Annotated in this window: 25 protein-coding genes; 12 read left to right on the forward strand and 13 right to left on the reverse strand. The window is 63.6% G+C overall.

Annotated features, from left to right (window positions below; genetic code table 11):
• The first annotated feature begins 4 nt into the window (after positions 1 to 4).
• Entirely contained in the window at positions 5 to 304 is a 300-nt protein-coding gene (nrtS, locus tag CK501_RS02070) for a nitrate/nitrite transporter NrtS (protein ID WP_095616057.1), read from the forward strand.
• Positions 305 to 351: 47 nt separating this feature from the next.
• Positions 352 to 1,083 (forward strand): substrate-binding periplasmic protein, encoded by a 732-nt coding sequence (locus CK501_RS02075; RefSeq protein ID WP_095616058.1) that lies wholly within the window; start codon positions 352 to 354, stop codon positions 1,081 to 1,083.
• Here CK501_RS02075 and CK501_RS02080 read toward each other — a convergent pair.
• Entirely contained in the window at positions 1,073 to 1,609 is a 537-nt protein-coding gene (locus CK501_RS02080) for a macro domain-containing protein (RefSeq protein WP_095616059.1), read from the reverse strand. The two genes, CK501_RS02075 and CK501_RS02080, sit on opposite strands and share 11 nt — an antisense overlap.
• 174 nt (positions 1,610 to 1,783) lie before the next feature.
• Between CK501_RS02080 and bluB the strand changes: the two genes are divergently transcribed.
• Both bluB and CK501_RS02090 read left to right on the forward strand, forming a co-directional pair.
• Complete coding sequence (gene bluB / locus CK501_RS02085) at positions 1,784 to 2,443, forward strand: 5,6-dimethylbenzimidazole synthase (RefSeq protein WP_095616060.1); 660 nt, start codon at positions 1,784 to 1,786, stop codon at positions 2,441 to 2,443.
• Positions 2,440 to 3,339: a haloalkane dehalogenase gene (locus tag CK501_RS02090; protein ID WP_095616061.1), complete on the forward strand. Its 900-nt coding sequence runs from the start codon at positions 2,440 to 2,442 to the stop codon at positions 3,337 to 3,339. Before bluB ends, CK501_RS02090 begins: the two co-directional genes overlap by 4 nt.
• On the opposite strand, the gene CK501_RS02095 is transcribed toward CK501_RS02090, so the two are convergent.
• The 4 genes from CK501_RS02095 to CK501_RS02110 all read right to left on the reverse strand — a co-directional run bounded on the left by CK501_RS02095 (position 3,336) and on the right by CK501_RS02110 (position 6,086).
• A complete protein-coding gene (locus CK501_RS02095; RefSeq protein WP_095616062.1) occupies positions 3,336 to 3,782 on the reverse strand; it encodes a thioesterase domain-containing protein in 447 nt (148 codons plus the stop codon). The genes CK501_RS02090 and CK501_RS02095 overlap by 4 nt on opposite strands.
• A 110-nt stretch (positions 3,783 to 3,892) precedes the next feature.
• A complete protein-coding gene (locus CK501_RS02100) occupies positions 3,893 to 4,327 on the reverse strand; it encodes an acyl-CoA thioesterase (protein WP_095616063.1) in 435 nt (144 codons plus the stop codon).
• On the reverse strand, positions 4,327 to 5,463 hold the full coding sequence (locus CK501_RS02105; RefSeq protein ID WP_095616064.1) for an iron-containing alcohol dehydrogenase: 1,137 nt from the start codon (positions 5,461 to 5,463) through the stop codon (positions 4,327 to 4,329). Before CK501_RS02105 ends, CK501_RS02100 begins: the two co-directional genes overlap by 1 nt.
• Positions 5,463 to 6,086: a YbhB/YbcL family Raf kinase inhibitor-like protein gene (locus CK501_RS02110; protein ID WP_095616065.1), complete on the reverse strand. Its 624-nt coding sequence runs from the start codon at positions 6,084 to 6,086 to the stop codon at positions 5,463 to 5,465. Before CK501_RS02110 ends, CK501_RS02105 begins: the two co-directional genes overlap by 1 nt.
• 173 nt (positions 6,087 to 6,259) lie before the next feature.
• Between CK501_RS02110 and CK501_RS02115 the strand changes: the two genes are divergently transcribed.
• Genes CK501_RS02115 through CK501_RS02125 form a run of 3 tightly spaced genes read left to right on the forward strand, consistent with a single transcriptional unit; the run spans position 6,260 to position 8,898 of the window.
• On the forward strand, positions 6,260 to 7,366 hold the full coding sequence (locus CK501_RS02115; RefSeq protein ID WP_095616066.1) for a GGDEF domain-containing protein: 1,107 nt from the start codon (positions 6,260 to 6,262) through the stop codon (positions 7,364 to 7,366).
• Between the two features lie 33 nt (positions 7,367 to 7,399).
• Complete coding sequence (locus tag CK501_RS02120; RefSeq protein ID WP_095616067.1) at positions 7,400 to 8,257, forward strand: motility protein A; 858 nt, start codon at positions 7,400 to 7,402, stop codon at positions 8,255 to 8,257.
• Positions 8,254 to 8,898 carry an OmpA/MotB family protein gene (locus CK501_RS02125; protein ID WP_095616068.1) on the forward strand — a complete coding sequence of 215 codons (645 nt, stop codon included), beginning with the start codon at positions 8,254 to 8,256 and terminating at the stop codon, positions 8,896 to 8,898. Before CK501_RS02120 ends, CK501_RS02125 begins: the two co-directional genes overlap by 4 nt.
• On the opposite strand, the gene CK501_RS02130 is transcribed toward CK501_RS02125, so the two are convergent.
• From CK501_RS02130 to CK501_RS02140, 3 genes are read right to left on the reverse strand one after another with little or no spacing between them, the layout of a single operon-like run.
• Positions 8,884 to 9,861 carry a CobW family GTP-binding protein gene (locus tag CK501_RS02130; protein WP_095616069.1) on the reverse strand — a complete coding sequence of 326 codons (978 nt, stop codon included), beginning with the start codon at positions 9,859 to 9,861 and terminating at the stop codon, positions 8,884 to 8,886. The genes CK501_RS02125 and CK501_RS02130 overlap by 15 nt on opposite strands.
• Positions 9,858 to 10,325: a cupin domain-containing protein gene (locus tag CK501_RS02135; protein WP_095616070.1), complete on the reverse strand. Its 468-nt coding sequence runs from the start codon at positions 10,323 to 10,325 to the stop codon at positions 9,858 to 9,860. Before CK501_RS02135 ends, CK501_RS02130 begins: the two co-directional genes overlap by 4 nt.
• Complete coding sequence (locus tag CK501_RS02140) at positions 10,322 to 12,061, reverse strand: potassium/proton antiporter (protein ID WP_095616071.1); 1,740 nt, start codon at positions 12,059 to 12,061, stop codon at positions 10,322 to 10,324. Before CK501_RS02140 ends, CK501_RS02135 begins: the two co-directional genes overlap by 4 nt.
• Positions 12,062 to 12,214: 153 nt before the next feature.
• Here CK501_RS02140 and CK501_RS02145 point away from each other — a divergent pair, with 153 nt between their 5' ends.
• The 4 genes from CK501_RS02145 (at position 12,215) to CK501_RS02160 (ending at position 14,311) form a co-directional block, all read left to right on the forward strand.
• Positions 12,215 to 12,601, forward strand: coding sequence for a hypothetical protein (locus CK501_RS02145; RefSeq protein WP_095616072.1), 387 nt, complete (start codon positions 12,215 to 12,217; stop codon positions 12,599 to 12,601).
• Between the two features lie 60 nt (positions 12,602 to 12,661).
• Entirely contained in the window at positions 12,662 to 13,375 is a 714-nt protein-coding gene (locus CK501_RS02150; RefSeq protein ID WP_095616073.1) for a metallophosphoesterase, read from the forward strand.
• Positions 13,376 to 13,392: 17 nt separating this feature from the next.
• Positions 13,393 to 13,917, forward strand: coding sequence for a L,D-transpeptidase family protein (locus tag CK501_RS02155; protein WP_095616074.1), 525 nt, complete (start codon positions 13,393 to 13,395; stop codon positions 13,915 to 13,917).
• 100 nt (positions 13,918 to 14,017) lie between these two features.
• The gene (locus tag CK501_RS02160) at positions 14,018 to 14,311 is read left to right on the forward strand and encodes an Lpp/OprI family alanine-zipper lipoprotein (protein WP_095616075.1); all 294 of its coding nucleotides are present in this window, start codon (positions 14,018 to 14,020) and stop codon (positions 14,309 to 14,311) included.
• 40 nt (positions 14,312 to 14,351) lie between these two features.
• Here CK501_RS02160 and queE read toward each other — a convergent pair whose 3' ends face one another.
• Both queE and queC read right to left on the reverse strand, forming a co-directional pair.
• On the reverse strand, positions 14,352 to 15,014 hold the full coding sequence (gene queE, locus CK501_RS02165; RefSeq protein WP_095616076.1) for a 7-carboxy-7-deazaguanine synthase: 663 nt from the start codon (positions 15,012 to 15,014) through the stop codon (positions 14,352 to 14,354).
• Positions 15,014 to 15,676: a 7-cyano-7-deazaguanine synthase QueC gene (queC, locus tag CK501_RS02170; protein ID WP_095616077.1), complete on the reverse strand. Its 663-nt coding sequence runs from the start codon at positions 15,674 to 15,676 to the stop codon at positions 15,014 to 15,016. The genes queE and queC overlap by 1 nt, the downstream gene beginning before the upstream one ends.
• A gap of 362 nt (positions 15,677 to 16,038) precedes the next feature.
• Between queC and CK501_RS02175 the strand changes: the two genes are divergently transcribed.
• Positions 16,039 to 16,284 (forward strand): hypothetical protein, encoded by a 246-nt coding sequence (locus tag CK501_RS02175; RefSeq protein WP_077529884.1) that lies wholly within the window; start codon positions 16,039 to 16,041, stop codon positions 16,282 to 16,284.
• 27 nt (positions 16,285 to 16,311) lie between these two features.
• Here the strand turns inward: CK501_RS02175 and CK501_RS02180 are convergent, their stop codons facing one another.
• From CK501_RS02180 to CK501_RS02190, 3 genes are read right to left on the reverse strand one after another with little or no spacing between them, the layout of a single operon-like run.
• Positions 16,312 to 16,695, reverse strand: coding sequence for a response regulator (locus CK501_RS02180; RefSeq protein ID WP_095616078.1), 384 nt, complete (start codon positions 16,693 to 16,695; stop codon positions 16,312 to 16,314).
• 51 nt (positions 16,696 to 16,746) lie between these two features.
• Positions 16,747 to 17,298, reverse strand: a complete 552-nt coding sequence (locus CK501_RS02185; protein WP_095616079.1) for a hypothetical protein — start codon at positions 17,296 to 17,298, stop codon at positions 16,747 to 16,749.
• Positions 17,299 to 17,310: 12 nt separating this feature from the next.
• A complete protein-coding gene (locus CK501_RS02190; protein WP_198949354.1) occupies positions 17,311 to 20,853 on the reverse strand; it encodes a response regulator in 3,543 nt (1,180 codons plus the stop codon).
• Positions 20,854 to 20,949: the final 96 nt, after the last annotated feature.

The raw sequence follows: 20,949 nt of genomic DNA on the forward strand, positions 1-20,949 counted from the left end.
CCACATGAACTACAGACCATCCGGCATCAGCCGACTGCCGCATCAATGCCGGCGAGCCCTGGTGCTCGCCGTCAGCGACGGGACCCCATGGCGCGCACTCAAGCTTGCCGCGGTAATCGGAACACTGCTGGTGTTCATCAATCAGTGGGAGGCCCTGGTGGGAGAGGCGGAACTGTCCCTGGCCAAGACCGTTCTCACATTCCTTATACCGTATCTGGTTTCCACCTACACATCGGTTTCCAAGGACCTGCAGCGCCCTGAGCGGGAAGCTGTTCACAAAAGCCAGTCGCACGTCCGCACCTGAAGCACTATGCTGCCCCCTGAAACAGTGATCCTAGGGGAAATGTGCCATTGCTGGATGTCCGACGCATTCTGCCTTTCATCCTTGTACTGACCATGCTCGTGCTTACTCCGGCATCAGCCGATAACGGGCAGCGGCCGGTTCTGCAGGGCGCCTACATCGAATTCCCGCCCCTGACGTACACCGGCGGGCAGGGAAGACCGGCTGGCCCCTATATGAAGGCGGCCAATCGCCTCGCGCATGAAGCCGGTTACAGGATCGAATGGCGCAGCCTGCCCATCGACCGGATCTACCTGTATCTGCGCGAAGGGAAGCTGGATCTGTGGCTGGGGTCACAGGGTGTGCCCGCCCTCTCGGAGTGGACACGGGAGCCGGACTTCTCGTTCCGGGATATACGCCTGCACGCCTATCATCTTGAAGAGACCGGGCCAGTATCCGACATCACGGACCTTAAGGGCAGTCACCTGATCCGGATCCGGGGGTACACCTACATGAACCAGCTTGACCCGGTAATGGAAGCCGAGAAAACACGGGTTGACCAGGCCTCAACGCACCTGGCCGGCCTGCGTATGCTGAAGGCAGGGCGTGGTGACTACCTGCTGGATTTTGAGGCGCCGGTAACCGAAGCCCTGGAGGAACTCCCGTTCCCGGAGATCGCACACAGCCCCCTCACCTCCTGGGGTACCACACTGGTATTCTCACGGAAAACGGAGGACGTCGAGCGCATCATCCGGGATTTTGAGGGCGCCTGGTCCGAGGAGGCCCATTCCCTCAGGCATTGAGGACGGACTCGAACACCTCTTCGTGCAGAATGCGGTCCTCCTCACTGAACAGTACCCAGCGGAGACGGCGCACGGATTGCAGGCTGCCCGAGCGGGCCAGAATCGTGCGCGACGCCACTTCCGCAGCCTGTTCCATGGGAAAGCCAAAAGCCCCCGTGGAAATCGCCGGGAAGGCAACGGACTCCAGCCCGGCATCCTCGGCCAGCTCAAGGGCCCGCTGATAGCAGCTGGCCAGCAGTGTTGAGGCGGGTTCGTCCACTCCGAAAACCGGGCCCAGGCAATGGATGATATACCGGTTGGGCAGGTTCGGGGCGGATGTCATCACGGCCTCGCCCGGATTGATGGGTGCCAGGGGACGGGTCTCCTCCTCCAGCTCCGACCCCGCCGCCCGGTGGATGGCGCCGGCAACGCCTCCGCCCATGCGGAGTTCCGCATTGGCCGCGTTCACGATCGCATCCATATCCGACTGATCGGTGATGTCGCCCTGAACCACTTCCACCTCAATACCGTTCGCCTGGAATCCCATCGGGTCTAACCTCTTTCAATCCACTATCGTTTCATTATTGGAGCGGTCTGCCGGGTGCGTAAAGAGCTGCCGGCCAGGATGAACCAGCGCGCCATCGCGCACCTCCGGAGGATTCACTGAAAGAAAACGTCTTCTGGGTTATCCTGCGGCTTTCCCCGACAGCATTCAACGCCCATGGAACCGCAACACGCTTTCAGTGACGACGAGCGCCAGGCGCTCTACCGATGCATTGCCGAACGCCGCGACATGCGCCATTTCCTGCCGGACCCGGTGCCGGAAGCGGTGCTGATGCGACTGCTCCAGGCTGCCCACAAGGCGCCCAGTGTTGGGCTCATGCAGCCGTGGCACTTCATCCGGGTTACCGACACGGACCTGCGCGAACGCATCCACCAGCTGGTGGATACGGAAAGGGCGCGCACGGCGGAAGCCCTGGGTGAGCGCGGCAACGAGTTCATGAAACTGAAAGTGGAAGGCATCCGCGACTGCGGTGAGCTGCTGGTGGTCACACTGCGTGATGGCCGCGAAAGGCACATCTTCGGCCGCCGCACGCTGCCGGAGATGGACCTGGCCTCCGCCTCCTGCGCCATCCAGAACCTGTGGCTGGCCGCCCGTGCCGAGGGCCTGGGCATGGGCTGGGTATCGCTGTTCGATCCCAGGGCGCTGGCCGAACTCCTGTCCATTCCGGAGGAGGGGCATCCCATGGCCATCCTCTGCCTCGGGCATGTCGAAGCCTTCTATGAACGCCCGATGCTGGAAATCGAGGGCTGGACCGAGGGGCTCTCCCTGGACCATTTCCTGTCCGAGAACCATTACCGCACGGAGGAGGACTCATGAGCAGGGACATACTGCGTACTCCGGAATCCCGCTTCGAGCGCCTGCTCGATTACCCGTTCGAACCCCATTACCGGGACGTGGACGGACTGCGGATGCACTACCTCGACGAGGGCCCAGCGGATGCAGACCCGGTACTCATGCTTCACGGGGAACCCAGCTGGTCCTACCTGTACCGGCACATGATCCCGGTCTGCGCTGCCGCCGGGCACCGCGTCATCGCCCCGGATCTGATCGGTTTCGGTAAATCCGACAAACCCGCCCGCATCGGGGACTACAGCTACCAGTCCCACATGGACTGGCTGGGCGGGCTGATCGAACAGCTGGATCTCAACCGGATCACCCTGGTCTGCCAGGACTGGGGCTCGCTGCTGGGGCTTCGGTACGCCGCCGAGAACCCGGAACGCTTCCGCGCCATTGTGGTGGGTAACGGCATGCTGCCGACCGGTGACCAGGCCATGCCCAGGGCGTTCCAGCTCTGGAAGACCTTCGCGCTCTATTCACCGGTGTTCCCGCCGGCGCGCATCGTGGATGTGGGCAGCTTCCGGCGGCTCAGCCGTGACGAACGCCGGGCCTACGAGGCGCCGTTCCCCTCGCGTCACTACAAGGCGGGGGCCCGCGCCTTCCCGGCCCTGGTGCCGGCATCGCCCAACGATCCGGCTACGGAAGCCAACCGCCGGGCCTGGGAGGTTCTCAGCCAGTGGGACAACCCCTTCCTCACCACCTTCAGCAACGGTGACCCTATTACGAAAGGCGGCGACCGCTACATGCAGGAGCGCATTCCCGGCGCCCAGGGGCAGCCCCATGTCACCCTCAAGGGCGGGCACTTCCTGCAGGAGGACTCACCCGTTCCCTTCGCGCGGGCCATCAACGACCTGCTCGCGCGCATGGACGGCTAACCCTGGGTCAGGGCCACGAACTCACCGGTGAGGTGGCCCGCCGGCTCGCCGGCGAAGGTCAGGATCGATTCCACACGGATCCGAGCCCGGCCCCGGCGTTCCAGGGTCTTACGGAAACGCTCCCAGCGCTCCGGGTCCGCCAGCCGTGCCTCGGCGGTGAAGGCGCCGTGGATGGGCCTTTCATAGTCCATGGCGTTGCGCTGGATCACCAGCTGCGCTTCCAGGCCCGCGTCGCGCACCCGCAGGTGCAGCAGTGACCAGGCGGACAGGATGGCCACGGCCGAGGCGCTGCCCCCGAAGACCGTGGCGCGGTGGTTGATATTCGGCTCCAGGGGCGCTTCAACCCGGACCGACTCCGGCGAGGCGGCGTTTACGGACACGCCCATGGCTTCGGAAATGGGGATATGCTTGTGCAGGTACTGCTGCAATTCGGATGGGGACATGGGTCACTCCAGCATGCCAGTCATAGCGTCAACCTGAACCGCAAGGATACCGCTCCACGCAGGTCACAGGAATGGGGGGAATCCGGGGGTCAGGGAAGCCCCAAGGCGCATCATGCACCGAGCCGCTCGATGGCCTCCCTCAGCGGCCCCGGAATGGGCGTGGGTTCATCCGTGGCGCGGTTGACGAACACGTGCACAAACCGCCCCTGGGCCAGGGGGCGACCATCATGGCCGCCGAAGACACCAATGCCCCAGGTCACGGAACTGTTGCCCAGCCGCTCCACGCGCAGGCCCACCTCCACCGGCTCGGGGTAGGCCACCGAGCGGTAATACTCACAACCGGAACTCACCACATACGCGATCACGGGTCCGTTGTAGATGTCCAGGCCGCCATCCTCGATGAGGAACCGGTTCACCGCTGTATCAAACCACGCGTAATAGGTCACGTTGTTCACGTGCCCGTAGAGGTCATTGTCGTGCCAGCGGGTGGTGATCGTCTGGAAAGCATCGAAGGCACCGCGTGGCAGCGGCTCGTCTCCGGCCATCAGAAGGCCTCCCGGTAGATCGCCAGGGCGTCCGCCTCGGTCACCTCACGCGGGTTGTTCACCAGCAGCCGCTGCTGCTTCATGGCATCGGCGGCCAGGGTCGGCAGGAAATCCTCGCTGATGCTCATCTCGCGCAGTGTGCGCGGCAGCTCCACCGCCTCGATCAACGCGGTCATGCGACTGACCAGGTCCCCGTCACCGCCATTACGCACCAGTGGTGCCAGCTCCTCATACAGCGCGCCCGCCACGGGCTGGTTGAAACGCAGCACCTGGGGCAGGACCAGGGAGTTGCTGAGACCATGGGGAATGTGGAAGTGGCCCCCGAGCGGGTAGGCCAGTGCATGCACGGCGGCCACCGGCGCATTGGCAAACGCCTGGCCGGCCTGCATGGCGCCCAGCAGCATGCCTGCCCGGGCGTCACGGTTTTCGCCGTTGTGCACGGCTTCCACGATGTTGCCGGAAAGCTGCGCCAGCGCTTCCCGCGCCAGGGCATCCGAGACCGGGTTCCTGCGATGGGCGCTGGTGTAGGCCTCGATGGCGTGCACCATGGCGTCGATGCCCGTGGCGGCCGTCACATGCGGCGGCAGCCCCAGCGTCAGGTCCGGATCCAGCAATGCCAGGTCGGGCAGCAGCAGAGGCGATACAATGCCGGACTTGGTGGTTTCGCCCGTGGTGATGATGGCGATGGGCGTCACCTCAGAACCGGTGCCCGCCGTGGTGGGCACCTGGATCAGGGGCAGGCGGCGGCCGCTGGCCATACCCACGCCATAGAGCTGTTCAAGCGACTGGTCGCAACCGTCGGAGGCCAGCAGTGCCACCACCTTGGCCACGTCCATGGAACTGCCGCCACCAAAGCCCACCACCAGGTCCGCGCCGCAGTCACGGGCGCGCTCAGCGGCCGCCCGCACGGTGGTGTCCGGCGGGTCCGCTTCCACCCCGCTGAACCAGTCCACCGCCAGCCCCTCGTCGACAAGGCCGGCCTGCGCCTCATTCAGAAGCCCCGCCTTGATGATGCCGGGGTCCGTCACGATGAACACCGAGCGGGCCCCACGCTCACGACAGTACGCGGCAAGGCTGGCGGCGCCCCCGCTCGCCATGGCGATCGAGGGCGTGGTGTTGAAGGTGAAGTCACGCATCAGCGCAGGTCCGGATTCAGGGTGTAGGTGGCCGTTACCGATGCCTGATCCAGAACATGCCCCTCCATCGCCTTCTCCACATCGGGACCGCGGAACTCATCCCCCAGGTCCAGGTGCTCCACATCAAGCGCGAAAACGGTGAAGATATAGCGGTGCACGATCTCGTCGTTCCAGGGCGGGCAGGGCCCGTCATAGCCGGCATAGGTGCCAGCCAGCTCCGGGTCGCCGGCCAGGAAGTCCGTGTAATCATTGATGCCACGCTTACCCAGGGCATCCTTCGAAGGGGATTTGCCCTTGGGGACCACCCCGTTGGACTCCTTGCCTTCCTCGATGCGGGCCACCGTCGCCGGTACATCCACGAGCAGCCAGTGGTAGAAATCCACGCGCGGGATCTTCTTTGAAACGGTCTTGCCTTCCTGGTTCACATCGCCGGCCTCACTGGGCACATCCGGATCCTTGATCATGACCACGAAACTGCGTGTGCCCTCGGGCACCCCCGACCAGGTGACCTCGGGGTTGAGATTGCGCCCCAGGGCCATGTGATTATCCGGGTCATACACGCCGAACGCGAAGTGCTCCGGAACGGGCTGGCCCTCGTTGATGTCCTTGACTTGGATGTCCATGCACACCTCCTCTGACGGGATGGATTACTGATGCCATTGAGCCTTGCCTGGCCCCGCCAGTGCAACCCCCACCATGGTCGTAACGCGCTCACCGGCGCATACGGCGCAGTGCAAACGCCGTCGTGTGCACTACACTCCATGGCAGTCAGCAGTTCCCGCGAAAGATACCCATAATGGCCGAAGCTCCGCTCCCAACAGCGCCGGATCCCGCCTCGGAATCCACCGAAACCCGTTCCGACATCGTGCATCTGGTGCGGATACTGTCTGTGGCCGCGGCCCTGGCCCTGTTCTTCTTCGCCTGGCGCAATGCCTACGTGACCGCTGACCCACCGTGGTTCGGGACCGTGATGGCCGCCTTCGGCGGAATCCTGGTCGCCAACCTTCTACTGCATCTGCTGACCGGGAACCTGGCCCAGCTGCGCTGGGGCTTCATCGCTACCATCACGGCCGTCCTCATCTTTGTGGCCCTCTCTGGCGTGGAGCAGGGCAGCGGCGTCATGTGGCTCTATGTCTATCCGCCCGTGGTGTTCTACATCTCAAGCCCACGATTCGGCGTGATCAGCTGCGTGGCGGGCTGGCTGACGCTGGTGGTGGCGTTGACACCACTCGGGCGCCTTCTTTTCAGTGTGGCCGAGTACCCGTTGCCCTTCCGGCTCGTCCTGGCCACCTCCCTCGCTTTTGTAATGGTGTTCAGCTACCTTCTGGACCGGGCCCGGCGCCAGCATGCCGAACGCCTGCGCCAGATGGCCGAGATCTTCGAACACGCCGCCACCCATGATGCCCTGACCAATCTTGCCAACCGGCGGGAGGGCACGGACCGGCTGGCCCGGGAATTCGCGCGCTTTCAGCGCAGCGGCACCCCGTTCAGCGTCATCCTCGTGGACATTGACCATTTCAAGACCATCAACGACACCCTGGGCCACGACGTCGGGGATCAGGTGATCCAGGCCATCGCCATGCGGCTCACTTCGGGCTGCCGGAAAATGGATTCGGTGATCCGCTGGGGCGGCGAGGAATTCCTGGTCATCCTGCCCGGTACCACGGAATCCGACGCCATCAGCACCGGCCAGCGCATCCGGCAGCGGATCATCGAGCAACCGGTGACCGCGGACGGACGCCCGCTCGAGGTGACCTGCAGCTTCGGGATCGCGGAGATAGGCCCAGCCGATGCCATCCAGACCCTGCTCCAACGTGCGGATGAACGCCTCTATCACGCCAAGACCACGGGCAGGAACCGGATCATCAGCCGGCGTTTCGGGCAGGGATCAGATGGCCGCTGACCACATGCACACGGAATCAAACAGGGACCAGCCATGAACCCCTCCACTCTCATCGGCATTCTGGGCGGGCTCGGCCTTTTCGCCACCATTTTCCTGAATGCCGTCTCCGACCCTTCCCTGTTCATCAACCTGCCGGGGCTGGGCATCGTGATTGGCGGCACGCTGGCCGCAACCTTCATCAGCTACCCCATCCGCGAAGTGCTGAGCATCTTCCGGCTCATCGGCACGGTCCTGCGCAACGAACGCCTGTACACGGAGGACGACATCGAGGAACTGATGCGCATCACCCGGCTCTTCCAGACCGGTCAGATGCCGGCCGTGGAAAAGGAGCTCCAGAACGTGAACAACCCCTTCCTGCGGACCGGCATCCAACTGGCGGTGGATCTGACCCCGGAAGAGGACGTCCTCGACCTGATGCAATGGCGGATCGCACGGCTCCGGGCCAAGGAGCATGCGGAAGCGCAGCTGTTCCGCGTCATGGCGGGTTTCGCGCCCGCCTTCGGGATGATCGGCACACTGGTGGGGCTGATCAACATGATGTTCCAGCTGGGCAGTGGCGATATGGAGCTGATCGGCCAGAGCCTGGCCGTGGCGCTGATGACCACGTTCTACGGCATCCTGCTGGCCAACCTGGTGCTCAAGCCGATCGCGGTGAAGCTTGAGCGGCGCACCGAACAGCGCATGATCGTGATGCACATGGTCATGCAGGGGGTCTCCATGATGTTCCGCAAGCGCCGCCCGACCCTGATGCGCGAAACCCTGAACTCCTTTGTGGCGGACCACCTTAACGAGATCCGTGACGGAAACGGGAGTCCGTCGCACCAGAGCCTGTTCTCGAAACTGAAAGACCGCCTCCGGAAACATGATGACGACGGGGATCCGGACGCATGAGCGAAGAGACCACGCCACCCCGGACACCGCCCCACCAGACTATCGAGCTCAGGGACAGCACGGAGGAAGAGAGCTGGCTGCTGGTCTATCTGGACGTCATGACACTGCTGGTGGTCATGTTCGTGGTCATGCTCACCTTTGCCGGTGACGGCGATCCCGAGACCGCGGCTGATACCACGGAACCGGCACCCGAGGCGCAGGGGCCCTCTCCCCACCCGGCGGACTGGCCCGAGGGCAGCCTGGGCGACGACATCGAGACCAGCCGCAGCGACGAAGGGCTCCGCCTGCGCATCAGCAGCGGCCTGCTGTTTGAGTCAGGCCAGGCCGAGCTCTCACACAAGGGGCTCGATACACTGGCGGAGCTGGTGCCGACACTGGAGCAGTCCTCCCATCCCATTGTGGTCACGGGCCACACGGACGATGTACCGATCACTACGGATCGTTACCCCTCCAACTGGGAACTGTCGTCGGCACGGGCGGCGCAGGTTGTGCGTTTCTTCCAGAAAGAGGGGATCAGTCCGGAACGCATGACGGCCGTGGGCAAGGCCCACACTGAACCCAGGGCCAGCAATGGGAGCGCCGAGGGCCGGGCACGCAACCGCCGGGTGGAGCTGCTCCTGAGGCTGTCATCCACCGACTAGAGCCGCACTCAGGCGCTGATCCAGGTCCTCCGCGTCCAGGGGCTCATCGGCGATGATCTCCAGCCGGTTCTCCCGGGCGGGATCAACGCCCGCCTCGCTCAGGGAGTCGCCAGCCCTGTTGAGCGCCACCCAGCCCTGATCCGTGCGCATGACACCCTTGATGCGGCGCCAGTCGCCGCCGTGGCAGAAGGCGGCAAGCGGCTGGTAATCAAAACAGTAATCCGGACTGATCCGCCAGCCACAGCTGTAATGGCCGTCACCACTGTTGCGGTACTGCTGCCAGGGCTGCGCGGACAGTGGCGGCGTCTCGGCGGGCACGGCGTCGTGATGGTGATCGTGGGCATGCGGCTCCCCCGCCTGGCGGTCGCTGTGGGGACGGGTCAGCCAATCCAGCTCCAGTCGGCCATGGGAGGTTTCCGCCACCAGCGCCTTGGGCGGCTCGAACCCGGCAGCCCATTCATGGAAACGGGCCCGATCCGCGTCGCTGCACAGGTCGGTCTTGTTGGCCACCAGCACATCGGCGACCGCTGCCTGGTCCTGGAAGTGGACATTGCTGAGCACCCGCTCCTCGGCCAGGCGCCGCGGATCCACGAGACAGAGCACGGACGCCAGGTGGAGCACCCCCTGGTAACCGCTCCCGGTCAGGGTTTCGATCACCTGGCTCGGGTGCCCCAGGCCGGTGGGCTCGATCAGAAGCCGATCCGGTTTCTCGCGCCGGATCAGCTCGTTCAGGGCCACCTGCATGGGCAGACCGGCCACGCAACACATGCAGCCGCCAGGCACCTCGCGCACCGCGACCCCTCCGGATTCCATCAGGGCGCCGTCCACGCCCACTTCCCCGAACTCATTGACCAGAACGGCCCAGCGCTCGCCGTCAGGGCGCCGCTGCATCAGGTCCATGATGGCGGTGCTCTTGCCCACGCCCAGGAAACCCAGAATCAGGTGTGCGGGGATACTGCTCATCGCGTCAGCCTGCGTATCAGTCGTTCATCCTCGGGAAACGCCGTCATCAGCGCCTCCGGCTCACCCCACTCGAAGTCCTCGAAGTCAAAGCCCGGGCTCACGGTACAGCTGACCAGCACATAGCTGGTCTCCGGCGCCGGTTCGGCGGCAAACCAGGTGTTGGGGTCAATGGTCAGTGTGAGTTCCGACTGGCTTCCGAGTTTATGGGTGGCGATGCCGCTGTCATCGGCACAGTGGACCAGCACCGGGCCGCCGGCATGCCAGTGCCACAGCTCATGGCTGCGCAGCCGGTGCCAGGCGCTGTACTGGCCCTTTTCCAGCAGGTAGTGGATGGCCGTCATGGTCGGGCGACTGCCATGCTCGGTGCGCACGTTGATCGGGCTGGCAAAGAAGCGCCGATACCAGCCGCCCTCCGGGTGGGGCGCCAGCCCCAGTTCCTGTTTCCAGTGTTCCGCGTCCATCATGACTCCATATTCTGTGCATTGGCGCTGCGACTGTGCAGATTCAGGCCGACCCGGGTCACCGCGTCGCCGGAAACCGCCTTGACCACCAGCTTGATTGGCCCCATGCGCAGCTTGTCACCCACCACCGGATGCCCATGCGCCCGGCGGAAGCACTCCGACAGGGTGTCACCGGGCTCATAGCCGGAGATGTCGATGCCATAGAAGAGTTCCACGTCCCCGACCGTGGCATCGCCATTGAGAACGAACTCGCCGAAGAACTGGCGATCCTCCAGTGGACTGGTCCGTGGATGGGTATCAAAGAGCTTGCTCATTTCGTCAAGCTGCCCTGGTGAGGCCATAACCGCCACCAGATCTCCCTCCGCGAGTTCCGTTTCCGCGGCCGGGTGAAACAGTTCCGAGTCCCGGAAGACGCCCGCGCAGATCACATGCCGTGGCAGATTCAGTTCACTGAACGGCAGCGGTTCCCGCCAGCGCTCGCCGGTCAGCTCAAAGACCATCAGCTCATGGTCGCCGGAGCCGGGCAGATCCAGGGGCAGCCGGCGCCGCGGTTCCTGGCCCGAGGGCACCTCGAGGCGCAGGCGATGGGCCAGGGGCGCCAGGGTTGTCCCCTGGACCAGCAGTGACACCAGCACCACGCAGAACGCCACGTTGAACAGAAGGTGCGCATGCTCGATGCCAGCCATGACCGGGAACAGCGCCAGCACGATCGGCACCGCGCCACGCAGGCCGACCCAGCTTATGAATACCTTCTCCCGGGCGTGGAAGCCAAAGGGCCAGAGTGTTGCCAGCACGGCAACAGGTCTTGCCAGGAGGATCAGAACGGCGGCAATGACCAGCCCCGGGATCAGCAGGTCCACCAGTTCGGACGGCGTGACCAGCAGCCCCAGAATCAGGAACAGTGCCATCTGGGCCAGCCAGGCAAGCCCGTCGTGCATCTGCAGCACCGCCGGCAGCATACGGATCCGACGGTTTCCCAGCACCACACCACTGAGGTAGATCGCCAGGAACCCGCTCCCGCCCAGGCTGTTGATGCCCGCAAACACCACCAGCCCGCCGGAGGCCACCAGCAACGGGTAGAAGGCCGGCACCAGCTGCACCCGGTTGATCAGCGCAGCCAGCAGCCACCCACCCAGAAGGCCGCCCGCCACGCCCAGCCCGAACTGCTGGATGAGAAGCCAGAGGCTTTCGAGCAGCGGTGCCTGGCCACTGCTCTGGATGAACGACAGCAGCACCAGGGTCAGGAAGATGGCCATGGGGTCGTTGCTGCCGGACTCGATCTCCAGGGTGGCGCTGACCCGGTCGTTCAGGTGCAGACCACGCCCCTGGAGCAGGGAGAAGACGGCGGCCGCGTCCGTCGAGGATACAATCGCCCCCATCAGCAGCGCCACGGCCAGCGGCAGGTCGAACAGCCAGAACGCGGCCAGTCCTGTCAGTCCGGCGGTGATCGCCACCCCCACGGTGGCCAGACCCAGCGCCGGCTTCAGCCCTACCCGGAAGCTCTCGTGCCGCGTTCTCAGGCCGCCGTCGAGCAGGATGATGGCCAGGGCCAGGTTGCCGACCAGAAAACCGGTCCCGAAATCATTGAACGGCAGCCCGCCCGGTCCATCTTCTCCGGCAAGCATGCCGATGGCCAGAAACAGCAGCAGCACCGGCATGCCAACCCGGCTCGACAGCGGGCTGAGCAGGATGCTCAAACTGAGCAGGAGGCCGATAAACAGAAGAAGGTCGGTGGTCAAGCGGTCCTCCCGGGACTGTTTTTACCCGACTTTAAGGATGATGGCTGCAAAACGCATCTGTTTCAGTTTCAATGGAACCGATAGTACGCTTGAGCGTCCTGTACGGAGTCAATGTACCAATTTGCCTGTTTCAGCAACCCGGAGAAACCCTCTATGACCGATGAGGTACTGGTTCTGGACGTGCGTTTCGCCGTCCACCAGCTCAGAAGCACCGACCTGATCCCTGCCGAAGTCTTCCGGACTCCCTATTACTGGATCGGGCGTACCGCCGGGTTTCTGTCACTGATCTGTGATGAGTCACTGTCGCTGCCGGCCGCCGACACCAGCACCGGCTGGCTATGCCTCAATATCCGCACCGGCGATCCCGTGCTCCCGGAAGTGGCGCAGAATCTGCGCAACAGCGGCATCGGTTTTGTACCACTGCCTTCCGGCGCCGGTGCCTACGGCCTGATTCCGGAACACCAGATGGCGGAAACACGCACCCAACTGGAAGCCGCCGGCTACCGGGTCCAGGATGAGGCCGAAACGGGTTCCGCCTGAAAGCTGTTCCCTGATAGCTTGGGGTACATCCTGCGGGATCAGCCTGGGTACCCACACATCATGCACGACCTGACACAGCATCGCTATTTCCGGCGCAACCAGCGTGGTCGTGATTTCGTGGTCAGTGACCTCCACGGCCGCCTGGACCGGCTCGATTACCGGCTGGAACAGCAGGGATTCGATCCTGAGCGCGACCGTCTGTTCGCCGTTGGGGACCTTGTGGATCGCGGCGACAACAGTGCCGCCCTGGTCGAGCGCCTGGAGGAACGCTGGTTCTTCAGCGTGCTCGGCAACCATGAACTGATGCTGCTGGATGCACTGGCCGACCCGGGCGCACGGGTGCTGCACGAACACAACGGGGGACGCTGGTTTCACCGCCAGCCCTCCGGGGCACAGCTCTACCAGGGCACTCTGCTTCATCAGCACCTGGCCCTGGCCTTTACGGTGGAAACCATGAACGGTTCCGTGGGCATCATCCACGCCACCGCCCCCTCGGACTGGCGTACCGTGCAGGAAGTCCCCATGGATGAAGGCCAGTGGGAGGAACTGGTCTGGGACCGGTCCGACTACAACCAGGCCCTGCGCAGCCCGGCACTGGTTCCCCCGGTACGCCACGTGACCCGCGTGGTGCACGGCCATGTCTCCTGCGAGCAGGCGATACATGCGGCCAACCGTTTCTGGATTGACACGCTTTACCGGGGTGGTGATATTACCCTGATACCGATCCCGGCCCTGCTCGGCATTCCCGAGCACCAGCGTTCCAGCGCAGGCTGAGACCCACAGGGAGAACCATGCGTCGATCCATAACAGCCGTCACCGTTCTGCTGTTCCTGCTGCCCCTGATCCTGCCTTGCCCGGCAGCCGCAACCAGCGACGCCCAGCAGACGGTGGCCAGTGTGGACCGGGTTCTGGTGATCAAGAGCGAGCGCAGGCTGTACCTGATCCGTGACGGCAAACGCATCGGCAGCTACCGCGTCTCCCTCGGGCAGGAGCCGGAAGGGCACAAACTGTTCGCCGGCGATAACCGTACCCCTGAAGGCCAGTACACGCTGGACTGGCGCAATCCCGAGAGTGACTACTACCGCTCCATCCACATCTCCTATCCCAACTCCGAGGATCGCCGCAAGGCGCGGGCCTGGGGACAGGACCCCGGAGGTAACATCATGATCCACGGGCTGCCCAATGACGCGGGCAAGTGGAATTTCGCCTTCGAGGGGCTCGACTGGACAGACGGCTGCATTGCCGTGAACAACCGGGCGATGGATGAGATCTGGCGCCGGGTTACCGTTGGTACACCTATTGAAATCCGACCATGAAAACGGTTTTCACAAACCGTCACTTTGCTACACTTGAAGCGGCATGGACTCCTCAAGCTGAGTCCCGCCGAATATTAACCCGAAGAAAAAGGGGACCATCATGAAGAAGCTGACGCTCGCAGGAATTGCTCTGACCGCTGTTGCACTGGGCGGCTGTGCAAGCACCAACGAAGACGCCATGAACACAGCGGACAATGCAATGGACACAGCGAACGATGCCATGAGCACGGCAGAGGGCGCTGACAGCAGCGCGGCTGATGCACAGGCGCGGGCTGACGAAGCCTATGAGCTGGCCGAGGAAGCCCTCAAGCGCGCCAAGAATGCCGAGCAGTCGGCTGAGGAAGCCAACGAGCGGGCCAAGCGCATGCTGGACCGTGCGACCGGCAAGGAATAAGCCGGTGCCGGGAAGCCGCCCTTCGGGCGGCTTCCTTCCATTACTCGATTCCCACCATCTTGTGCATCTGCACACTCAACCGCCAGCGCGGATGCGCCATGCAGTAACGGATGGCCTCACGCGTGTTCGCATCCCGGACCAGATCCCGTTCCGCGCCCGCATCCGGGGATGACATGGGTGAAAGCAGCCGTGCCCGTGCCGCAATGTCGTCATAATCCGCCGGATCCTGACCCTCCTGGGGATACACCAGTTTCAGCTCATCACAGCGTCTGATGCGGATGCCGGTACCCGCCTTGGGGCTGACGCAGAGCCAGTCGATGCCATCCGGGGCATCCAGCGTGCCATTGGTTTCCACCGCCACGAAGAAATGGCGCTGATGGAATGCCTCAAGAAGAGGGCCATCCAGCTGCAACAGCGGCTCACCGCCGGTACACACCACCATGGGGGATTCCTCTCCGCTCCCGGAGCCCGGCCACAGGGACGCGATGTGGTCGGCAAGCTGTTCGGGTGTCTCGAACACACCGCCATTGGGCCCGTCGGTCCCCACAAAATCCGTGTCGCAGAACTGGCACACGGCGGTGGCCCGGTCCTTTTCCCGACCGGTCCAGAGATTGCACTTGCTGAAGCGGCAGAAGACGGCAACCCGCCCTGCCTGAAGCCCCTCCCCCTGGAGGGTGGTGAAGGCTTCCTTGATCCGGTACATCAGTGCGCATCCTCATAGGGCAGGGGATCTGTGACGCCGTGGGCGGCGAAAGCCTCCAGCCGCTCCGTGCAGGCACCGCAGCGGCCACAGGCCAGGGTCCGGCCGTTGTAACAGGTCCAGGTACGGCTGTAGTCCAGGTCCATGGCCAGGCCCTCACCCAGGATCTGACCCTTGGTGAAGTGCATGAAGGGTGCCGCCACGCGCACGGCTTCGTAGTTGGCCACGCGGGCAACCCGGTCCATCTGCTCGATGAACTCAGGCCGGCAGTCGGGATAGATGGCGTGATCACCGCCATGGGCCCCGTACCAGACCGCCTCGGCGCCGCGGCTCACGGCATGGCCGATGGCCAGCGACAGCAGGATCATGTTGCGATTGGGCACCACAGTCGCCTTCATGGTGGCTTCCTCGTAATGCCCCTCCGGCACGGGTTCCGAATCGGTCAACGCGGAACCGGCCAGCAGACCCTGGATACCGGTGATGTCGACCACTTCGTGATCAATCCCGAGCTCCCGGGTGACGGCCCGGGCACAGTCGAGTTCCCGGGCATGACGCTGGCCGTAGTCAAAGGACAGGGCATGCACGCGCCAGCCCTCCGCCAGCGCCCGGTGCAGCAGCGTGTAGGAGTCCATGCCTCCTGAATAGATGACAACAATACGGCTCATTGGGATTCCCGTGCGGTTGGCCTGATGCCCATTCTATCAACCATGAACGGATTGCGGAGGCTCTGTAGGGACTACCCGCAGCCGCTCTTGAAAAAGCCCGGTTCAGGGATACACTGAGGGTATGGAGTCAGGAGGCACTTATACCATGACAACAGGTGGTAACCCCGTGGGGGTGACATCCATTACGACACGAAAGCACCCGCTGACGACCGCGGGCTCCTGAACGGTATGCAAGGCCGGAGGGAGCCCTGCGGGGTCGCCTCCGGTCGGTTGGGCTGATGCCCTGTCCGATAGCCCGGAGGTGACCGCCTCCGGGCTTTTTCGTTGTATTGAATCCGAGCAACGCGGACAGGAGGGGTCCCATGAGCCAGAAAGCGAATCACAACAGCAACCGTATCCGCCGCCCCGGGCGTCTGCCGTTCCTGGACGCCATCTGCAAGCGCCTCAACCAGCGCGTGAACCTGGAGGACGAACGCTCGGTTCTGGCTCTGTATGAGCGCGGCTGGATCTTCCATGGTGTTCTGGGTACACCGAGTGAGGCGGAAAGCCGCTACATCCGCTCGCTGGCAGCCCGCTACAACTCCTGGATCCAGAAACAGGTGGCCTGAAGAGGAAGCAAGGTCCACAACAGCGGCTCAGGTGCCGCTGTTGTGGATCATCATGTAGTTGTTGACCACATCCTGGATCTTTTCACGGGAATAGGGTTTGACCACATAGCCATTGGCGCCGGCGGTAATCGCCCGCTGGATGCTATCGATGGAATCATCGGCCGTAACCAGCACCACGTGCTGCTGCCGATTCGCCGCCTTGATCTCCTTCATCACCTCATGGCCGTCACGATCCGGCAGGCCGAGGTCCAGCATCACGATCTGGAAACTGTCTCCATTGAAGGCCTCCACCCCGGATGCCGCATCATCCGCTTCAACCACCCTGCTCACACCGACGGCATAGAGCATCTCGGTGAGCATCTGGCGCATGGTGGGTTCGTCCTCAACAACAAGCACGTTGAGATTCGTCATTGGGTCCTCTCGATTGTTCTCCGGCCTTTCAACTATAGCAGGCGTGCACCCTCACGCTTCATCGCGTGACATTTTCTGACTTTCTCCACTCCTGCCGGGAAGCTCCAGCTCGCGTTCGCCATCTGATTCACCCTGATCAGCCTCCTCGTCGGCGAACAGGACCGGATCCGGGTGTGTCAGCAGATTGCTGATACTGATCGCGGTGGTATAGAGCGAGATGGCGACGATCAGCAGTATCGGCTGGACGAACACAACCATCCGGGGCACCTCCTCACTGGTGGTGATCAGAAGCAGCATCAGGATGGCCGGCCCGAGCACCAGCAGCAGGGTCAGCGCCAGGAAGAACACGATGCGCTCCCGGAACTGGCTCAGGTTGTGATCGGTGATCAGCCCGAGCACGAACTTGCCCAGGGCAAGACCGCCCAGAATGGCCGCGGCAATGGAAAGATCCGGCGCCGTGAGCGTGGCTTCCGGATGGCCATGCCAGGCGCGGGTCAGGGCAATCACGGCAAACGGGAAGAGGATGAAGATCACATCCGCGTAGGTCCCGTACATCATGTTGACGGTTTCGTGATTCGTACGATGGTCCGGAAGATGGTTCATGGTGTCATCCTGTTACTGTTGGCTGTCCCGCCCCTCCAGAGCCTGCCGGATGAGGCCGGCCAGCTCCGGATAGAGGTTGACCGCATGGGTCACGTCCTGGTTCTTGAGGGCGCGTTCCACTTCGGCGGCCTTCTCCGTGATCAGCGGATACCCCATGGCGCCCGCCGTTCCCTTGATCTGGTGCACCTGGCGCTGCAGATCCATCCAGTGTTCATCCCGGATCGCCTGCTCCATGATGTTGAGCCGCTCGGGCAGTCCATCCAGGAACTGATCCACCAGGTGCTGGATATCCGGATCCGGATCCGTTCCCGACTCTGAATCCGCCTCCGTCGACACCGCACCCCCCAGGTGTTTCTGCAGCAGCACCCGCAGCTGCCCGGAATCAATGGGTTTGTGGAGAACGCCGTCGCAGCCCGCTTTCTGGAGATCGTCCACTTCCGACTCATCACCAGCGGTGAAGGCGATGATCGGCCGCCGGAACCCGGTCTGGCGCAGCATACGGGTCGCCTCCGGGCCGTTCATCTCCGGCATGTGGCTGTCCATCAGCACCAGATGCACCGTTTCGCTCATGGCGGTGGACACCGCAGCGGAGCCCGTATCCACCGCCAGCACCGTCACCCCGAAGCGCGCCAGGAGCCGCTCGACCAGGCGGCGGTTATCCTCGTTGTCCTCCGCTACCAGCACCGTGCCCTGATACTGCTGCACCACCTCTGTCCTGGCCTCACTGCGCACCCGCAGGTAACGCGCCAGTGTCTCGTAGAAGCGCCGCTTGTCGATGGGCTTGGCCATGTAATCGTCACAGCCGGCTTCCTGATAGTCCTGCAGATCCTCCGCCATGACATTGGCCGTCAGGGCAACGACCGGCGTGTTGACACCGGCTTCCCGAATGGCCCGGGTGGCGTCCCGGCCATTCATCACCGGCATCTGGATGTCCATCAGGATCAGATCCCATGCTTCGCTGCTCGCCCGCTCCAGCGCCTCGGCGCCGTTGCCCACATGGGCCACCTCGGCCCCGGTGCGGGTGATGAGCAGATCCACCAGCTTGCGGTTCACCTCGTTGTCCTCCGCCACCAGGATGCGGCCGCTCAGATGGGGCGCATGCAGCATGGGCAGCTGGCGGCGGCGCTGGGTCATCTCCGAGGCATCGCGGATCATGTGGACACCGTCCAGTGGCCCGCTGTCGATCGTGACCTCAAACTCACTGCCCTCACCATAGACACTGTCCACCCTGATATCACCGCCCAGCAACTCGGCGAGATGCCGGGAGATGCTCAGGCCCAGCCCCGTTCCCCCGTACTGGCGGGCGGTGGCGGCGGCACCCTGGGCGAAGGGGTCGAACAGGCGCTCCATCTGCTCCGGCTTCATACCGATGCCGGTGTCCACCACCCTGGCATGCAGCTTTTCCTGCTCCCGGTCGCAGCGGATCGCGATATGGATACTGCCTTTATCGGTGAACTTGAGCGCATTGCCGCACAGGTTGATCAGGATCTGGCGGAACCGGGTCGGGTCCGTGCGGATGATCTCCGGCAGCGGGTACTCGCACTGGATGAAGAACTCGAGCCCCTTCTCCCGGGCCCTGGGGGTGAAGAAGGCACGCACCTCGTCCAGCAGCTCCGGGAGGTTGACGTTCAGGCGCTCCACCTCAAGCTTGTTCGCATCGATCTTGGAATGGTCGAGAATGTCGTTGATCAGGTCGAGAAGGTGACGCCCTGAGCGGACCACCGTCTCGGCACTGCCGCGTTTCTCGGACTCGCTGAGATCCGGTTCCATGAGGGTTTCGCCATAACCGATGATGGCCGCCAGTGGCGTGCGGATCTCGTGGCTCATGTTCGCCAGGAACTGGCTCTTGGCGGCGGCCGAATTGCGGGCGATCTCCTTCTCGAGCCGTTCGTTCTCGCGCTCCTTCTCCACCTCGTGGCGCTGGCGCCGCTCGGTCACATCCACGAAGGTGCCCTCAAGGTGGCTGGGTTCGCCGTCCTCGTTATAGATGGTCCGGATGGAGATGTTGGCCCAGCGCTCCTCGCCCTGGCAGGTATCGAAGGTGCCTTCAACCCCGTGGACCTCCCCCTCCTTCTCAAGCTGCCGGATCACCCAGTGGCGGACACTCGACTGGGAGAAACAGGCCCGCAGCGCATCCGGAACGCCACTGATCAGGCTCTCGACGGAACTGTAGCCCAGGATCCGTGCCATGGAGGGATTGGCGTCCAGGAACCGGCAGCTGGTCGACATCTGGAAGATCCCTTCCATGGCATTCTCGAACAGGGCGCGATAGCGGTGGAGGTTGGCCACCGCCTGCTGGTTCCACTCCAGGGCTTCGCGCTGGACGATCTTGATGCGGTTGGCGAACGCCAGTGACAGCAGGATGTTCTGGGCCACGAACCCGATCTGGGGGGCGTGGCTGGTGAAGCTGTTGAGCGGGTAATACCCCATCACGGCGGTGCCGTAAAAGCCCACGCCGACCAGGGTGCACAGCCAGGAAACAAAGTAGATCCCGGCGCTGGGCAGCTCATTGCGCCAGGCCCAGTAACTGAGCGCGATGATCACCACCGCCAGGCCCACGGAACCGACCACGGTCCACTCCATCGCCACGTGGTAGTCGTGGAAGAGGCTGATCACCAGCGTGGTGATGGCCGCGTACAGGCAGAGCTTCAGCACCTGGTCCAGGTGGGCGGCACGGTTGCGGGTATCCAGCAGTTCCCGCGCCATCATGGTGCCGAAGATCCAGCTCAGCTGGATATAGATGTGCAGGTATTCCTTGTGGAGCCAGGACTGGAGCCCGCCGAACACCTGCATGCCATGCACCTGTTCGGTCATCACGAACAGCATGGCGAACAGGATGTAGGTGGTGTAGTAGATGTAGCCCGGCTCGCGCACCACCAGGGTGACGAAGAAGTTATAGGCGAGGAGGGCGAACAGCGCCCCCATGAACAGCCCCTGGATCCACTCATCCACCGCGACCTTGCCCAGGTAGCTGTCCAGCTCCCACAGGTTCAGGGGCAGGCGCATGGTGTTCCGGGTTTCCACGCGCAGAAGCAGCGTATAGCGTTCCCCGGGCGCGAGGTTGAGACGGAAGGCGGGATTGGGAACCTCGAACTCACGCCCGCTCCAGTCCTCGGCGTACCGGTGCCGGTCCCTGTCCACCACCTCGCCCTGTTCGTTGACCAGATACAGATCCGCGGCATCCACCAGCGGCAGCACCAGTTCCACCACCCAGTCGGCCACCGGGTGACTGCCGTTACGGTAGACAAGGTCGCGCTTGATCCAGAACACCGACTCGGTATAGCCGTAGTTGAGCACCCCCACAGTGTGCTCATTGAACTCGGGCGTATTGCCGGCGATCACATCCTCCAGGCTGTATTCGTGGGCCTCGTCCTGGAGATAACGGAAGCAGCTGCCGATATTGTGGTGCTCCTCCCCGTCGCGGATCTCGACGGGACCGTCCAGGCAGCTCCCGGAGGCCTGCGCGCTTTCCCCGGAGACCGCAACAGGGCAGAGCACCGCCAGCGCAAGCAGCAGCCAGGCATACCAGGGATGTGCGGGCAATCTGGCGTTCAAAACTGTGATCTCTCCGGACGCGGGGAAGGCAATGGCCGATTATGCTGCAAATGTGCATTCACCGGAACAGTATGGTCGCTGGAGTGGATTGATGAA

Source organism: Halovibrio salipaludis (assembly GCF_002286965.1).
Taxonomy (GTDB): domain Bacteria; phylum Pseudomonadota; class Gammaproteobacteria; order Pseudomonadales; family Oleiphilaceae; genus Halospina; species Halospina salipaludis.

Coding starts and splice junctions, on each gene's coding strand:
- nrtS (WP_095616057.1), top strand. CDS start 5: ATGAACTACAGACCATCCGGCATCAGCCGACTGCCGCATCAATGCCGG.
- CK501_RS02080 (WP_095616059.1), bottom strand. CDS start 1,609: ATGGGATTCCAGGCGAACGGTATTGAGGTGGAAGTGGTTCAGGGCGAC.
- bluB (WP_095616060.1), top strand. CDS start 1,784: ATGGAACCGCAACACGCTTTCAGTGACGACGAGCGCCAGGCGCTCTAC.
- CK501_RS02090 (WP_095616061.1), top strand. CDS start 2,440: ATGAGCAGGGACATACTGCGTACTCCGGAATCCCGCTTCGAGCGCCTG.
- CK501_RS02095 (WP_095616062.1), bottom strand. CDS start 3,782: ATGTCCCCATCCGAATTGCAGCAGTACCTGCACAAGCATATCCCCATT.
- CK501_RS02100 (WP_095616063.1), bottom strand. CDS start 4,327: ATGGCCGGAGACGAGCCGCTGCCACGCGGTGCCTTCGATGCTTTCCAG.
- CK501_RS02105 (WP_095616064.1), bottom strand. CDS start 5,463: ATGCGTGACTTCACCTTCAACACCACGCCCTCGATCGCCATGGCGAGC.
- CK501_RS02110 (WP_095616065.1), bottom strand. CDS start 6,086: ATGGACATCCAAGTCAAGGACATCAACGAGGGCCAGCCCGTTCCGGAG.
- CK501_RS02115 (WP_095616066.1), top strand. CDS start 6,260: ATGGCCGAAGCTCCGCTCCCAACAGCGCCGGATCCCGCCTCGGAATCC.
- CK501_RS02120 (WP_095616067.1), top strand. CDS start 7,400: ATGAACCCCTCCACTCTCATCGGCATTCTGGGCGGGCTCGGCCTTTTC.
- CK501_RS02125 (WP_095616068.1), top strand. CDS start 8,254: ATGAGCGAAGAGACCACGCCACCCCGGACACCGCCCCACCAGACTATC.
- CK501_RS02130 (WP_095616069.1), bottom strand. CDS start 9,861: ATGAGCAGTATCCCCGCACACCTGATTCTGGGTTTCCTGGGCGTGGGC.
- CK501_RS02135 (WP_095616070.1), bottom strand. CDS start 10,325: ATGATGGACGCGGAACACTGGAAACAGGAACTGGGGCTGGCGCCCCAC.
- CK501_RS02145 (WP_095616072.1), top strand. CDS start 12,215: ATGACCGATGAGGTACTGGTTCTGGACGTGCGTTTCGCCGTCCACCAG.
- CK501_RS02150 (WP_095616073.1), top strand. CDS start 12,662: ATGCACGACCTGACACAGCATCGCTATTTCCGGCGCAACCAGCGTGGT.
- CK501_RS02155 (WP_095616074.1), top strand. CDS start 13,393: ATGCGTCGATCCATAACAGCCGTCACCGTTCTGCTGTTCCTGCTGCCC.
- CK501_RS02160 (WP_095616075.1), top strand. CDS start 14,018: ATGAAGAAGCTGACGCTCGCAGGAATTGCTCTGACCGCTGTTGCACTG.
- queE (WP_095616076.1), bottom strand. CDS start 15,014: ATGTACCGGATCAAGGAAGCCTTCACCACCCTCCAGGGGGAGGGGCTT.
- queC (WP_095616077.1), bottom strand. CDS start 15,676: ATGAGCCGTATTGTTGTCATCTATTCAGGAGGCATGGACTCCTACACG.
- CK501_RS02175 (WP_077529884.1), top strand. CDS start 16,039: ATGAGCCAGAAAGCGAATCACAACAGCAACCGTATCCGCCGCCCCGGG.
- CK501_RS02180 (WP_095616078.1), bottom strand. CDS start 16,695: ATGACGAATCTCAACGTGCTTGTTGTTGAGGACGAACCCACCATGCGC.
- CK501_RS02185 (WP_095616079.1), bottom strand. CDS start 17,298: ATGAACCATCTTCCGGACCATCGTACGAATCACGAAACCGTCAACATG.